This is a genomic window from Paenibacillus sp. OK003, from assembly GCF_900109515.1.
Lineage (GTDB): Bacteria > Bacillota > Bacilli > Paenibacillales > Paenibacillaceae > Paenibacillus > Paenibacillus marchantiae.
The window spans coordinates 37,041-52,026 of sequence record NZ_FOBD01000011.1 but is presented as its reverse complement, the minus strand read 5'-3'; the positions used below and the strand labels follow the sequence as shown (position 1 = coordinate 52,026).

The 14,986-nt window shown below is 45.8% G+C and carries 14 protein-coding genes; 10 read left to right on the top strand and 4 right to left on the bottom strand.

Features of this window, described 5'->3' with window-relative positions:
- Nucleotides 1–221: 221 nt before the first annotated feature.
- Entirely contained in the window at nt 222–662 is a 441-nt protein-coding gene (locus BMW94_RS18240; RefSeq protein ID WP_091000421.1) for a hypothetical protein, read from the top strand.
- Between the two features lie 39 nt (nt 663–701).
- On the opposite strand, the gene BMW94_RS18235 is transcribed toward BMW94_RS18240, so the two are convergent.
- Nucleotides 702–1,400: a response regulator transcription factor gene (locus tag BMW94_RS18235; RefSeq protein ID WP_091000420.1), complete on the bottom strand. Its 699-nt coding sequence runs from the start codon at nt 1,398–1,400 to the stop codon at nt 702–704.
- A 380-nt stretch (nt 1,401–1,780) separates the two neighbouring features.
- Here BMW94_RS18235 and BMW94_RS18230 point away from each other — a divergent pair, with 380 nt between their 5' ends.
- The 5 genes from BMW94_RS18230 (at nt 1,781) to BMW94_RS18205 (ending at nt 10,408) form a co-directional block, all read left to right on the top strand.
- The gene (locus BMW94_RS18230; protein WP_175480753.1) at nt 1,781–4,591 is read left to right on the top strand and encodes an ATP-binding protein; all 2,811 of its coding nucleotides are present in this window, start codon (nt 1,781–1,783) and stop codon (nt 4,589–4,591) included.
- A 334-nt stretch (nt 4,592–4,925) separates the two neighbouring features.
- Complete coding sequence (locus BMW94_RS18225; RefSeq protein ID WP_091000418.1) at nt 4,926–6,272, top strand: cytochrome ubiquinol oxidase subunit I; 1,347 nt, start codon at nt 4,926–4,928, stop codon at nt 6,270–6,272.
- A complete protein-coding gene (locus BMW94_RS18220) occupies nt 6,269–7,303 on the top strand; it encodes a cytochrome d ubiquinol oxidase subunit II (protein ID WP_091000417.1) in 1,035 nt (344 codons plus the stop codon). Before BMW94_RS18225 ends, BMW94_RS18220 begins: the two co-directional genes overlap by 4 nt.
- Nucleotides 7,304–7,580: 277 nt before the next feature.
- Nucleotides 7,581–8,567: an MBL fold metallo-hydrolase gene (locus BMW94_RS18210; RefSeq protein WP_091000415.1), complete on the top strand. Its 987-nt coding sequence runs from the start codon at nt 7,581–7,583 to the stop codon at nt 8,565–8,567.
- 215 nt (nt 8,568–8,782) lie between these two features.
- Nucleotides 8,783–10,408: an ABC-F family ATP-binding cassette domain-containing protein gene (locus tag BMW94_RS18205; RefSeq protein ID WP_091000414.1), complete on the top strand. Its 1,626-nt coding sequence runs from the start codon at nt 8,783–8,785 to the stop codon at nt 10,406–10,408.
- A gap of 176 nt (nt 10,409–10,584) precedes the next feature.
- Here BMW94_RS18205 and BMW94_RS18200 read toward each other — a convergent pair whose 3' ends face one another.
- Nucleotides 10,585–10,773, bottom strand: coding sequence for a hypothetical protein (locus tag BMW94_RS18200; RefSeq protein WP_063566591.1), 189 nt, complete (start codon nt 10,771–10,773; stop codon nt 10,585–10,587).
- 292 nt (nt 10,774–11,065) lie between these two features.
- On the opposite strand from BMW94_RS18200, the gene BMW94_RS18195 reads away from it, so the two are divergent.
- Nucleotides 11,066–11,953 carry a cation diffusion facilitator family transporter gene (locus tag BMW94_RS18195; RefSeq protein ID WP_091000413.1) on the top strand — a complete coding sequence of 296 codons (888 nt, stop codon included), beginning with the start codon at nt 11,066–11,068 and terminating at the stop codon, nt 11,951–11,953.
- Nucleotides 11,954–12,057: 104 nt separating this feature from the next.
- Here BMW94_RS18195 and BMW94_RS18190 read toward each other — a convergent pair whose 3' ends face one another.
- Both BMW94_RS18190 and BMW94_RS18185 read right to left on the bottom strand, forming a co-directional pair.
- Nucleotides 12,058–12,561, bottom strand: coding sequence for a hypothetical protein (locus BMW94_RS18190; protein ID WP_091000412.1), 504 nt, complete (start codon nt 12,559–12,561; stop codon nt 12,058–12,060).
- Between the two features lie 390 nt (nt 12,562–12,951).
- Nucleotides 12,952–13,116 carry a DUF1328 domain-containing protein gene (locus tag BMW94_RS18185; protein WP_017692264.1) on the bottom strand — a complete coding sequence of 55 codons (165 nt, stop codon included), beginning with the start codon at nt 13,114–13,116 and terminating at the stop codon, nt 12,952–12,954.
- Between the two features lie 218 nt (nt 13,117–13,334).
- On the opposite strand from BMW94_RS18185, the gene BMW94_RS18180 reads away from it, so the two are divergent.
- The 3 genes from BMW94_RS18180 (at nt 13,335) to BMW94_RS18170 (ending at nt 14,887) form a co-directional block, all read left to right on the top strand.
- Nucleotides 13,335–13,847: a DUF948 domain-containing protein gene (locus BMW94_RS18180; protein ID WP_091000411.1), complete on the top strand. Its 513-nt coding sequence runs from the start codon at nt 13,335–13,337 to the stop codon at nt 13,845–13,847.
- A 66-nt stretch (nt 13,848–13,913) separates the two neighbouring features.
- Nucleotides 13,914–14,447 (top strand): hypothetical protein, encoded by a 534-nt coding sequence (locus BMW94_RS18175; protein ID WP_091000410.1) that lies wholly within the window; start codon nt 13,914–13,916, stop codon nt 14,445–14,447.
- Between the two features lie 95 nt (nt 14,448–14,542).
- Entirely contained in the window at nt 14,543–14,887 is a 345-nt protein-coding gene (locus BMW94_RS18170) for a YflT domain-containing protein (RefSeq protein WP_064640589.1), read from the top strand.
- The last annotated feature ends 99 nt before the right edge of the window (nt 14,888–14,986 follow it).

Here is a 14,986-nt window from a genome sequence, read left to right as displayed (position 1 = left end):
TCATAACCTCCTGTACCGGATTCATTCTTAAAGTTCCCGCAATGGACACGGGCATATCCCTATTTTACATGAATTGCCGCAAACTGCGAAATGGGTAATGAACCTTACACAGTTTGTTAAGACGTACGAAGATAGTTAACACTTCTTTTATGTTCACACACGAACATTTTTAAATGAAGATTGGCACAATAAGATGAGAGAATGAACTGGAGGTTATACCTATGGAACCCATTACCGTACTTTCGGACGGAAGTCGTGGTATTGATTATGACAATATGATTGAATTGTTGAATGAATGGATAACAGTTGAGCAGAGGGAGTCCGCAGTGAAGAGAGAAAAGAACCTGAATAACGAGGAGGGGGAGGAATGGGGCACAGCTCACTATTGTATTGTGGATTATCAGGATGCTGGGCAAGCCGTATCAGCAGCAAATGCCATTCGGGCATTTATGCCTCAGATTCCTTTACTGGTGATTACGGATTTCCAATCGTTGATTCGCAAGCGCCATTTGCAGCTTATTACGGGTAAGGGTCTGATAAAGATGATCCTCTGGCAAGAGGAAGAACCAGATCGGCTGATCATGGAAATCCAGCGGTGGCTGCATTCTTTTGCATACAAAACAAAAACAGCTCAGCCCTCAACCCAGTCGATCAGACGATGACAGAGAGAGGACATGAGCCATTATTCATTTCGGCATGTACTAAATGACGTATTTATATCCCGTTCCCCAAACTGTCTTGATATACCTTGGATTTTTGGGGTCGGGTTCAATTTTTTTGCGCAGGCTGGAAATGTGCACATCGATTGTACGGTCCAGATATGCCCGTTCTGAGCCTTTAATTCGATCCATGAGTTCATTGCGGGTAAACACTTTGCCGGGATTTCGGTACAACTCCTTCATAATTTCAAACTCAATATGAGTGACCTCAATTTCAATGCCATCCACAAACAAGGTTCTTCTGTAATCATTCACACTGACATGTCCGACAACTTCAGCGGGTTTGTCCTCTTTTATCGGCTTGTCCGGGTAGGAGATGGCCGATCTGCGCAGTAATGCTTTAATTCGTGCGTCAAGCTCTTTCAGACTAAAGGGTTTACAAAGAAAATCATCCGCACCATTGTGCAATGCTCGGAGCCGATCATTCAGCATAGTGCTGGCCGAAATCATTAATATGGGTACAGTCGAGTGCTGGCGAAACGCATCAACCAGATCATTACCGTCTGTTTCAGGCAGCATCAAGTCAGTCACTACAATATCGGGCTGGAATCGTGGAAAAAGTTGAAGTGCTTCTCGTGCATGATGAACCCGTTCAGTTATGTAACCCTCCTCCTCAAGAAAGAAAGCAATCATGTCGGCCAGATTTTTCTCATCTTCTATAAGAAGAACTTTGATAGACATTGAGGTCACACTCCTGATGAAATGAATTTGTTAAGAAACTTCTGCAAAAATGCCGTGATTTGTGTAGAAATGCTGCAAAATTTTTAATGTTTGTATTCCAGAATATAGGATGCATATGTAGTCGAATCTATACAACTTTAGCCAAACTTCAGTATTTTACCATGAATGCAGCTCATTTGCCGATCATTCAAAATTTCCCAAAGCTACATCGAGTAGTTATTACAGTATAATGTATCAGAACGGTTTGAGGGAAATAAAGTAGATCTTACGAGCTTTAATCCATAGGAGGTACCAACGTTGTTGTTGAATGCAAACATAGAAATCAGTTATAAGGGCAGCTGCCTATGGAATACATAAAGGTAAGCAAGGTGTTGGAGTGGATGGTGATCAAACTCCGGATTCCGTGGTTGGGTACGGCCATACTTATTATCCTGGGTGCGCTGGGAACGATATTTCCGTTGACTCTGTTTTACGGGGTACAGTTATTGTTCGGCACAGCCGCAGCTTTTATTGCTTTGCGCTTACACGGAGCCATATATGGATTCACCACCCTGATAGCGATCTGTGCCTTGGGTATGTTATGTGCAGGTCTGGTCCCTAACAGTTTTTTTATGATGGGCGCTCACTTTATTGAACTAATCTGGATGCTGGGATGGCAGATACGCTGGAAAAATGGAAGCCTTATGAAGGCCAATGCTGCATTCTGGGTCGTGATGTTATTGCCAGTGACCTGTTACGGATATTTCATGCTGGGCATGAATCTTGAAGAATTGAAGTATGGATATATGCATGTCGCTGTGACCAGCATGGTTAACGCGCTGATTGCAGGTATTGTAGTGGATTTCTGGATTACCAATGGCGAGGTGAAGTCGAAACGAACAGGAACCATTCCGCTCACACGAATTGCTTTTAAATACGTCGTAGCTTTTGTAGTCGTTGTTTCTCTTGTTCTGTTATCGGCCGATAGCCGCAGACAGCTAGGTCAGATCAATGACACCATTGTATCTAATCTAAAGCATGCTGCGAATGCTGTGATCAAGGATTTAAATGATCGATATCTAACCCAAGAGAACATGCATCAAAGTATGGAACGTTATCATCATCTACTGGGTGTGAATGTCATCATTCTTGACCCAGATGATAAGGTCATTGCTTCTGGACTGGATACGATTCCGGTGGGGGAATACCTGGATATCAACAAATATCGTTTTCTCAAGCCGGGGGAGAACAGCATACTGTTCCAATCCGGGGATGCTTATTATAGCGATGTGCTTACTCACTGGAAACAGGCATCGTTCATGTACGAAGCAGATATGACCACAAGTACGCCTTATCGAGTATTTGTTGAGACCAACTCAGCCAATTACTACACTCGGATTGAGGCGATCTACTTGACCACACTTCAATCTCTGTTCATCATTTTTGTGGCTTCCATGATTGTGGCCGCTCCTCTCAGCCGAAAAGTGATAAGTCCATTAAAGCGCCTTACACGCATGACTGGCTCTCTTCCAAGGCTGTTATTTCGTAATGGGGAGATGGAATGGCCAACCAGCCATGTAACAGAAGTACAGATACTGATTGGCAATTTGCGCAAGATGGCTGATGTACTCCTGGGACAATTCGAACAGATTCGTCAGGACAAGCTCACCCTGGAGGACCGGGTCAGAGAGCGAACCAAGGAATTGAAGAATAGTGAGGAGATCAAACGCGCCATTATTGATTCATCGATTGATGCCATTATTGCTGTGGATTCAAACGGGCTGATTATCGAATTTAATCCTGAAGCCGAAAGAATGTTTGGACTGAAACGGGAAGAAGTGGTATTCGAGAAGGAGGCTCCATCCCTTTTTCAGGGTGCGAGCTGTATGGAAATCAAGGCAATGCTGGAGAGATTCGAATATATCCGGGGTAAACGGCATGTCATTGTGGAAGAGATTTCAGGTATCCGCTGGGATGGTTCGGTTTTTCCGATTGAGTACAAGATCGTAGAAATCCAATTGGGAAATAACGAAATACTTTATAACCTATTTATTAAGGATATTACTGAGCGCACAAGGGCTGAAGAAGACCGTGTACGTCATGCGCTGGCTCTGGAGAAGCTGAATGCGGAGCTGTTTCATGAAAAAGTCGCCATTCAGGAACAGCGGGATATTAGCGAGCAATTCATAGAATCCGTCCGGGAAGGTCTGGTCATGTCTGATCGTTCTGGAACCATCACGATCGTGAATAGAAGGATTGAAGAAATGTTTGGTCTCCGAGATTTTTCGGGCCGATCCATTGAAGACTTGGCTCAGGCCATTGATACGCGGATATTAACCTCTGAATTCAATCTGGTGGAGCAGACTCGCGCATTTTTGAACGGAGAACGGGCCTTTGTCGAGACTGAATTTATATTTAATGATGTGGAAAAGAGTGTATTTTCCCTGTACATGAAGCAAATGGATGTTCCGGGTAAAAACCATGGATTTCTTTTGGTGTTCCGCGATCGTACGGAGGAAGAACGCCTGAATCGGATGAAAAACGAACTGATCAGCGTGGTCTCACATGAGCTTCGTACCCCTGTTGCGACCATTATGGGCTATGTAGAGTTAATGATGATGTATGATCTTCCCGCTTCACAGCGTAAGGAGTTCATGGAAACCATATCTTCAGAAGGCGCACGGCTGAGCAGTCTGCTGGATGATGTACTTGATATTCAACGTCTGGATAACGAAGGCATGACCTACCACATGACGTATGTGCCGCTGCTTGAGTTGGTTGAGGGTGTTGCTGAGCAATGGAATATGCAATCCATTCAGCGCATCTATGTGCATGCGTTTAATGGAGACTTTTTTGCTTATGCGGACCAGAACCGGATGGTTCAGTTAATGCATAATTTGGTTGGCAATGCAGTCAAGTACTCACCTGGAGCGGATCGAATCGATATTACGCTGTGGGAAGAAAAAGAATGGTTATGCATCGATGTACGTGATTATGGAATAGGTATTCCAGAGAATGTGCAGGACCTGCTATTTACGAAGTTTTATCGTGTGGACAATTCGGATCATCGTCAGATTGGCGGGACTGGACTGGGGCTTTACATTTCGCGCAAAATTGTAGAGGATCACCAGGGTACGCTTACCTTTATATCCGCGCCGCACAAAGGAAGTACGTTCAAGGTTCGATTGCCCAAGCAGGACGAACTCTTGTAAGGCAAATGAGGTCTTTATCTGATCGGATGGATGGTTTCATCCTGAAACAGATAAAGGCTTTTTTTGTTTTTCAAAATTTCCCGGATAAAAAAACAACTTCTTTTGCAAACTGTCTATAGAGCCATAATTTGCATGCCATGCAAAAGGAGGACGGCAGGTCTATGTTCCGTAAACAAGAGAAAACCCTTATTATCGTCTGCCTGGTCGCAGCCGTGATCGTGCTGTATGCCGTTGTCAAAAGTATTATCCGGATTATGAGTTATTGAGTCATATCGTCACTCAGGCGGCGGTATGAAGTCGTACATAACGATTATGTGAAAGAGGAGTGTAACCCATGTCATCCCTGGACCCTGTTCTGCTCAGCCGGATGCTGACCGGTCTTACCCTGTTTGTGCACATCATTTTTGCTTCCATCGGTGTAGGCGTTCCACTCATGATCGCCTTGGCTGAATGGCGCGGATTGCGCACCAATGATATCCATTACACCTTGCTGGCGCGCAGATGGGCGCGAGGTTTCGTCATTACCGTTGCCGTTGGTGTCGTTACCGGCACCTCAATCGGTTTACAGCTCAGCCTGCTGTGGCCGATGTTTATGCGAGTAGCAGGGCAGGCCATTGCCTTGCCGCTGTTTATGGAGACGTTCGCTTTTTTTGTGGAGGCGATCTTTCTTGGAATCTACCTTTACACTTGGGACCGTTTCAAAAAGAAATATACGCATATGCTGCTGCTGATTCCGGTGGCACTGGGTTCCTCTGCCTCTGCGATATTCATTACAACGGTGAATTCCTTTATGAACCAGCCTCAGGGGTTCACCCTGATTAATGGCATCATGAAGGACATCCATCCGATTGCTGCGATGCTGAATCCGGCTACCCCAACCAAGGTATCTCACGTGCTCGCCTCGTCATACACATTGAGTGCGGGGATATTGGCGGGCATCGCCGCATTCAGCTTGCTTCGGGGTCGGAATCATGTGTATTACAAAAAGGCACTTAAACTCACAACGGTATGTGCTCTCGTATTTGCGGTCAGTACCGTCATGATCGGAGATTCTTCCGGTAAATTTCTGGCGAAATACCAGCCGGAGAAGCTCGCCGCCGCAGAGTGGCATTTCAAAACGATGACGAAGGCGCCGCTGGTCTATGGCGGTATTCTTGACGAGAACAATGAAGTGAAATACGCCATTGAGATTCCCTATGCACTCAGTATACTGGCGGGAAACAGACCGGACACGGAAGTGAAAGGGCTTGAAGAATTTCCGGCCGATCTGAGGCCGCCGTTGTCCATTCACTATATGTTTGACCTGAAAGTAACGACCGGCGTGATCATTCTGCTGATCCCGGTGCTTTATGTGTTCCGGCGCTGGCTGCCGGGGCGCAAGCCTTATCCCAAGTGGCTCTTGCTCGGCATCGTCCTGCTTGGCCCCCTGGCTATGATTGCCATTGAGCTGGGCTGGATGTTCGCCGAGGTCGGTAGACAGCCGTGGATATTGCGCGGTTACATGAAGGTATCGGAAGCAGCAACAACATCATCCTCGGTAGGCTGGATGCTCGTTCTGTTTATCCTGCTGTACCTGATCCTTTGTTTCTCAGCGATACGGGTACTTAGCAAGCTGTTTCGTAACAAGGAAGCAGAGAAGGAACTGGAGTCTCTCGGCCTGGAAGGAGGGATCGTGCATTGAGCTTTGAAATTGCAGGCATCGCGATCTTGTGGACGTTTCTGTTTGGATATCTGATCGTGGCTTCGATTGATTTTGGAGCCGGATTTTTCAGCTTTTACAGCATATTAACCGGACACGAGAACAAAATTCATAACATTATTCAGCGCTATCTCTCACCCGTGTGGGAAGTGACGAATGTGTTTCTGATCTTTTTTGTGGTTGGTCTGGTTGGATTTTATCCGGATAGCGCTTTTTATTATGGGACTGCGCTGCTTGTTCCAGGTTCATTGGCGATTGTGCTGCTTGCGATCCGGGGCGTGTACTACGCCTATAATACCTATGGGAACAATGGGCAGAATAGCCGGATCTATATGGCATTGTACGGAGCGACGGGATTGCTGATTCCGGCGGTGTTTTCCACCATTTTGGCGATATCCGAAGGTGGAATTATTGAGCAGGTGGGTGATCAGGTGTTTTTTCGCTGGCGTGAGTTTTTGACGAATCCGTATACCTGGTCTGTTGTATTGCTTGCACTGGTAAGTGTGCTCTATATCTCCGCGATGTTTCTTTCCTACTATGCCAAGCGGGCGGAGGATGAGACTGCGTTTGAAGTTCTTCGGGAGTATGCGCTCCTATGGAGTCTGCCGACGATCTTTGCCAGCTTCCTGGCATTTTTGCAAATTAACAAACAGAACCCCGCACACTTTGAGCAGATGTTAAATATCTCATGGATGTTTATCGCATCTTTTATCTGTTTTGTGATCGCCGTCTCGCTGGTATGGAAACGTAAATATCTGGGCTGGTGCTTTATCGCCGTCATGCTGCAGTTTGCCTTTGCCTGGTACGGCTATGGGCGCTCACATCTTCCATACATTCTGTATCCGTACATTAATATTTACGACAGCTTTACGAACAAGACGATGGGTATTGCGCTCATTACGGCGTTCAGCCTGGGACTGCTGGTGCTCATTCCTTCACTTGTGCTCATTATGAAGCTGTTTCTGTTTGATGCCAACTATGTGCGAGGTAATGCTGGCAAAAAGAAAGGATGAGTCCGTTGATGCTTCCCAACATGCTGTTCATCATGCTTCCACGGTTACTTCTCAGCTCTGACGAGGGAGTGAGGGGGATTCCCGGTATAACGGGATTAAGTTTTTTTGAGACCTTTACGATTATGTACGCCCCACCATTGATTATCGTGGCTGCAATTGCGTTTTTGTTCGTCTACTTGGCGAAGTGCAAAAATCCAAAGGATTGATTCGTTGGTACGTACTTTCCAATTCGGGGTAATCTTTTGTTAAGATACGAGGAGGGGAGGAGGGCCCTTTCATGCCGAAAATCCGTTATAACAACATTGATAATGTAAGTACGGACAAAACGTTGAAGGAATTCAAGCAATGGAGGGAGCAACGGCGCAGCAAAGTTAAGGATTATTCCTACACCGTGCCCAAGCACCCACCTGAGCTGGATTATTTGCACGCCAACCGGGCTGAAACCACGATTACCTGGATTGGGCATTCCACGTTTTTTATTCAATATCATGGACTAAACATCGTGACTGACCCGGTTTGGGCCGAGAAAATGGGATTTCAGCGCAGACTCGGTGCTCCTGGCATACCGATTCAGGATATTCCACCTTTGGATGTCATTCTGATCTCGCATTCACACTACGATCATTTGCATCTCGCATCGCTGCGGAAATTGGTCACGGCCAAGACACTGCTCATTGTTCCTGATGGTCTCAAGCGCAAAATGGTGCGCAAAGGATTCCGCCGGTGTCATGAGATGAAATGGTGGGAACATATTACGCTAGGCGGAGTCAAAATAACCTTTGTACCTGCACAGCACTGGACGCGCCGAACCTTATTTGATACGAACACGTCCCATTGGGGCGGTTATGTATTGGAACAGAATCACCCGGATCCAATAGAAGCATCGGCTGATCAATCTCCTGGCGGTCCGCCAGTCATTTATTTTGTAGGGGATACAGGATACTTTAAGGGATTCAAAACGATCGGTGAACGCTTCGACATTGGTGTCACCTTGATGCCAATCGGTGCGTACGACCCGGAATGGTTCATGACCTCCCAGCATGTGACGCCGGAAGAAGCGTTGCAGGGATTTGTAGAAACGGGTTCCCAGCTTATGGTCCCCATGCATTATGGAACGTTTAAGCTGGCGGATGACACCCCCAAGGAAGCACTGGATCGAATGGAAGCTGAACGCGAACGGCTGGGAATTAACGAAGAGCGCATTCGAGTGTTAGGACATGGCGAGACACTCCGCATCCGGCACGAAGAAAGTAAACAAGACTAACAAAAATGATCTAGATATGCTAATGTAAGGGTATACCCGCATGAACGGTACATTTACCAAATCTTTAACGATTAAAAAGCGGCCAATTTTCGAATTTGCCGCTTTTTTGTGTTATAATATGGTGCCAGAATAGGCTTCGGGATATTGAATCCATGATTAATGCAAGTTGCTATTCATGCAGTATGCAGAATATTAAATAAAGGATGGTATGCTTAATGATTAGTACAAGCGGCATCACGCTCCGCTACGGAAAACGTGCACTTTTTGAAGATGTGAATATCAAGTTCACGCCAGGCAACTGTTACGGTCTGATCGGCGCCAACGGAGCCGGCAAATCAACATTTTTGAAAATTTTGTCCGGTGAAATTGAAGCAAACTCGGGAGAGGTGCACATCACCCCGGGCGAACGCATGGCCGTTTTGAAGCAAAACCACTTTGAATATGATGAGTACCCGGTTCTTGAAACGGTAATTATGGGCCACAGCCGTCTTTATTCCATTATGAAGGAGAAGGACTCACTGTACGCCAAAGCGGACTTTACGGAAGAAGATGGTTTGCGTGCAGGTGAGCTTGAAGGGGAGTTTGCTGAGTTGAATGGCTGGGATGCTGAGCCGGATGCAGCGGCACTCCTGATCGGTCTAGGTATCGAACGTGACATGCATGAGAAGAAAATGGTTGATCTGAGCGGTAACGAAAAAGTTCGTGTCCTGCTTGCACAAGCCTTGTTTGGTCGTCCAAACAACCTGTTGCTCGATGAGCCTACCAACCACTTGGACCTCGAATCCATTCAATGGCTGGAAAACTTCCTCATGGACTATGAAGGCACCGTTATTGTGGTATCCCATGACCGTCACTTCCTGAACAAAGTATGTACACACATTGCCGATATCGATTTTGGTAAAATCCAGCTGTACGTAGGTAACTACGATTTCTGGTATGAATCCAGCCAATTGGCACTTGCTTTGCAACGTGATGCTAACAAGAAAAAAGAAGAGAAGATTAAAGAGCTGCAAGCCTTTATTCAACGTTTCTCTGCGAATGCTTCCAAATCAAAGCAAGCGACTTCACGTAAGAAACAACTCGACAAAATCACGTTGGATGATCTTCGTCCATCGAACCGGAAATATCCATTCATCAACTTCAAACCTGAGCGCGAAGCGGGTAAACAATTGTTGACCGTTGACCGTATCAATAAAACAATTGATGGTGTGAGCATGCTGAATGATCTCAGCTTTGTGGTGAATAAAGGGGATAAGATTGCCTTTGTTGGCCCGAATGGTAATGCCAAATCGTTGTTGTTTGATATCCTTATGGGTGAAACAGAAGCGGATAGTGGCGAATACACTTGGGGTATTACTACAACTCAAGCTTATTTCCCGAAAGACAACTCCAAATATTTTGACGGCGTAGATATGAGTCTCGTGGATTGGCTTCGTCAATATTCCAAAGATCAGGATGAAACGTACCTGCGTGGATTCTTGGGTCGTATGCTGTTCTCAGGCGAAGAATCCCTGAAGAAAGCAAGTGTACTCTCCGGGGGCGAGAAAGTTCGCTGTATGCTGGCGAAAATGATGCAAACAGGCGCTAACGCCCTGATTCTGGATGAGCCAACGAACCACTTGGATCTGGAGTCCATTACCGCACTGAACAATGGTATGATTGACTTTGACGGCACCATGCTGTTTACATCGCATGACCATCAGTTTATTCAAACCATCGCTAACCGGATTATTGAAATCACGCCAAACGGCATCATTGATCGCCAAATGAGCTATGATGAGTATCTGGAAAGTGACGAAATTAAAGAACTACGTAACAAAATGTATCCGGTAGAAGCTTAAGATAAGCTATTCTGTCTACATTGAATATGGTTAACGCAGTTAACTGTACGTTTTTATAGAGGATAAAAAAAGAACCGCAAGCTCTCCAGAGGAGGCTTGCGGTTCTTTTTTGGGTCATACAGGGTGATCCTGTAACCATAGAAACATCTCATACAAGAGCTTCTTGCGGTCTAGGTCTAGGACCCGCCAGTACGGCGGCGCTGATTGTTAGGCTTTTTGTTGTTTTGGCTCTTCATTGCTTTGGGGCCGCCTTCAAAATAGGCACTGGACTGGTTACCTGTGTTTGCCTGTTCTTTCTTCTGCGCCAGTTTCTGGCGTATGGCATCCTGCAAACTGACCTTTTTCGGTTCGTTATTATCGCTCATCGTTATTTCCCTCCCGGTCTTACAGTAAGCCGTCCAAATTGGACGGGATGTACTCATTTTATACGTTTTACAAAAGCCCCACAAGGGCAACCTGATAAAATGCTGAAATCCTTCACTTTTTTGACTGGGCCAACATTTTTTCTCTTCACCTACAGCCCTGCGGTCTGGCAACTTTGTTTCGGCTTCCCTACAGCAATGCAGCTTAGCAACACTGTTTCTATAGACCCACACGGTACGCATTTGGTAACATGGAACAACCGTAATACGAAACGTTAAAGGAGTGTCGCCCGGTTTGAACGCCTATGAAGAAATACGCAAAGGAGAGCGGGGGGCTTGGGTCAGTATTGTGGCCTATCTGGTCTTGTCTGCTTTTAAGTTGATCTGTGGATATTTGTTTGCTTCCAGCGCTTTGCTGGCGGATGGTTTTAATAACCTTACAGATATTGTGGCGTCGGTTGCTGTATTGATCGGGCTTCGCATATCCCAGAAGCCACCTGATTCCGATCATGCTTATGGTCACTTTAGAGCGGAAACGGTCGCTGCCCTAATTGCTTCATTTATTATGGCTATGGTTGGCCTGCAGGTATTGGTTGAAGCGGTTCGTTCCTGGTATGAAGGAAACTTTGTAGCACCAAACCTGTGGTCAGCAGCAGTTGCCGTTGTCTGTGCGCTGGTCATGCTGGGCGTATATCGTTACAACCATCGTCTTGCCAAACAAATTAACAGTCAGGCCCTGATGGCTGCGGCCAAAGATAATCGTTCGGATGCCTGGGTCAGCATAGGGGCTGCGATCGGGATCATCGGTGCACAATTTGGCCTTCCTTGGTTGGACAAAGTAGCTGCAATTGCTGTAGGTCTGTTGATCTGTAAGACAGCTTGGGAGATTTTCCGTGATTCAACACATCGTCTGACAGACGGATTTGATCAGAAAGAACTGACAGACTTAAGATCCTCTGTAGCTCGGGTTCCAGGTGTGGAAATGATCAAGGATGTAAAGGCGCGTGTACACGGCAGTCATGTCCTGGTGGATGTGGTTATCGAGGTGGATGGAGGACTGAGCTTGATCGAAGGTCATCAGATCTGTGACCGGGTCGAAGAGCGTTTGAAACGATCACATAATATTATGCATGTACATGTGCATGTGGAGCCGAAGATAGAAGGAGCGACCGGAAGCTCTTGAAACCGGCAGGGACAAACCGGAATAAGCTCATTTAAATTGAAAAAGAGGACAGCCGCTGCCTGCGCGCTGTCCTCTTTACTTATCGTTAGAACGATTATACGATACTATTGAATAGCAACGTGGATCCAGGCTTTACCTTTCCATGTATACACTTGTACCCATTGACCACCATCGAATCCATCTACAACTTCACCTGTCGTATCAATGACTTGGGAACCCAGTGCACCGATTGGTTTACCATTAGGTGCATCATAGAACCATGTGCGCTCCAACAGGTTGAGCAGCATTGTAGGAACCAGAACCTCATCTCCTGCTTTTACAACAGGCTCATCAAAGATTTTGTCATCCTTTGTTGAAGTTGTTGTTTCAGTAGTCGTTGAAGTACCTTCTGTACCCGTTGTGTCTACTGTTGTGCCAGTTACGGTCTCAGCTGTGCCTTCTACAGTGTCTATAGCAGGTTTGTTCACTTCAACAGCCGGCGTTGTTGTGGTGGTCGGAGTCCCCGTTTCTGGAGCTGCCGTTCCGGTAACCGCTTCCTCAGCACCTGCGGCAGCAGCCATGGAACCCATCAAAGTCAGAGCAGCGGCAAAACTTACGATTTTTTTCATTTGTTTTTCCTCCTCGGTTAGATATGTAGTTTGTTGTCCTGTGTTAAAAGTAACCAAGCGAGCTCACTTGTGAATCACAAATTATAACAATATTTTCTTGGATTCTCCAGTGTCAACTGGAGCAAATGTGGGTATAAGGGGAGCCTGTAAATATCATACTTTGGTGGGAGAAAACCGGGTTGTCTATGTCATAATGGTCTTGTTTTTATGATGTAATCGGGGAGAAGCGATGGAATAGACCAGAAGGGAGCGTAATACATAATAGAGATAAGCCGCAATCTGCTTGGGAAACAATTGTTGCAAAAAAGATCTGAACGTACAAAAGCCTACCGGCTTTTGCAAGCGCGATAGGCTTTTGTATGTATCAAATTCATATTGGGGAAGCCCCATTTATCGCATTCGGCTGCGTCCCGTAATCAGGGAGATGACGAACAGTACAACAAAGATGAAGAAGAGTACCTTGGCAATGGAAGCAGCTGCCTCAACAATACCGAAGAATCCGAAAATACCTGCAACAAGAGCAATAATTAGAAATAGTACCGACCATTTCAGCATGGGTATCATCCTTTCGTTTATAGAACTTGGTAGCGAGAAGTGTTCGTCTCACTGCCGTGTGTAGTTGTTCTTTAACCGAGGCCATTTGGGTTGAAACATTGCGATATTTTACCAGGTGGGGTTGTTTTCACCGTTCATATCCTATTTGTTTCGCCTCGGAATGGGTCGGGTAACTAAGCAATAACAAAACCGATTTATACTGAAAGTGAGGTTCTTTTATGATCTATCAAATTAGTGTGGCTTTAATTGCAATTGCATTTGCAGTACTTGTATTCTTTTTAATTCGTACCTTGAAGTCCGCTCAGGGTTCACTCGACAATGTGTCACAGACACTGCAGGAAGTTCAGAAGACCATAGATGAGCTTAGTTATGAGGTCAAACAGACAGTAAGGCATGCCAATGATATTACAGTGGATGTGCAGCACAAAATGAAACAAATTGATCCTGTTATGGAATCCGTACAGAATCTGGGTGAAGTGCTGAACGAAGTGACGGAAGCAGCGAAGCAGGTGTCATCCACATTGATGGCCAAGTTTCAGACGAAACGCAGCAGCACCGAGCAGAGTAAACGTTCAGAAGTAGCGAATGTGGTACAGACGCCGCCTGCTACACCGACAGATCGGACACTGCAATCCTATGAATCTACATATCAGGAAGATGCCAAGGGCGGGAAAAGCTGGCTGAAATATGTAGATGTAGCGGCTAGTGTGTGGCAACGTATGCGGAAATAGCATGACCGTTTTGTAATCAATAGAAGTCTTCAGAGCGGTGATGAACCTGACGAAGGGGTGAGAATCATGATGAAACTACTGCTTGTTATGTTTAGCGTAATTTCTCCCTTTTCCGTTCAACCGGCAGCGGTACCCGCTGCTCATGATATGCAATGGACGGTAGTGGAAGAGGAAACACCAGAGATCATTCTGGCTTCTGATCGATCCGGAACTGTCCAGCACTTTCGGACTCTGAATGACATTTCTCTGGATGACAGCATGAATGATATTTTAGCCAATAAAGGCCAGCCGGTTCATAGGGAACTTGATCCATATCTGGGTTGCCCTGAGTATCAATTCAAAGATGTAACGGTTGGGTTCTGTGAAGATACAGGAGTCGTCAATTACGTGCATATTGATGCTTCCGAAAAACGTCTGAAGCTTAATCAGGAATGGATTCAGATGAATATTGAGGCCATTCGAGATGTGTTGGGCAAGCCGTATTATGTAGCAGAGGATGGAGAAGTATTCCTTCGAGGGAATCAGGCGCTGAAGGTATATATGAAGTCAGGCTCCAATCATATTGAAGGAATAGACCTCTTTGACGAATCGGTTTCCTAGGATTGATTAATCCAAGAAACGTTTCAACCCGATATCGTATGGTTATATACTAAGTAGCTCGATAAAGAAGATCAAATCAGAGGAGAGTGGAAACGATGAATTCAACCAATGCGCAAGCTTATGCAAAAGTGGTAGAAAACGGAGTCCAAGCGGTAGAAGCGGTGAAAGAATTGCAGATTACCGGATACCTTGCTGATCATATCTTCGTTCTAGCCCATGAAAAGGATCGTACAGATCGGATTGCTGATACGGCAGATGCCAAAGAGATTGGCATCAAGGAAGAAGGCGTATTTGATTCCTTGGCGAATCTGTTCCGCTCCCGCGGTGATGAACTCCGGGCCAAAATTGTTTCGATGGGCTTCACCGAAGCTGAGGCAGATTTTTATGAGAGTGAACTCGATAAAGGCAAAGTACTTGTGATTGCCAAAAAGAAAGAATAGCTTAGCCGATACACACACGTAAGCTGGAGCCTTCTGAGAATGGACAAGCTTCAGAACCAAGTATTTTGCATCATTCAAAAGAGCTTTCAAGTTGATGAC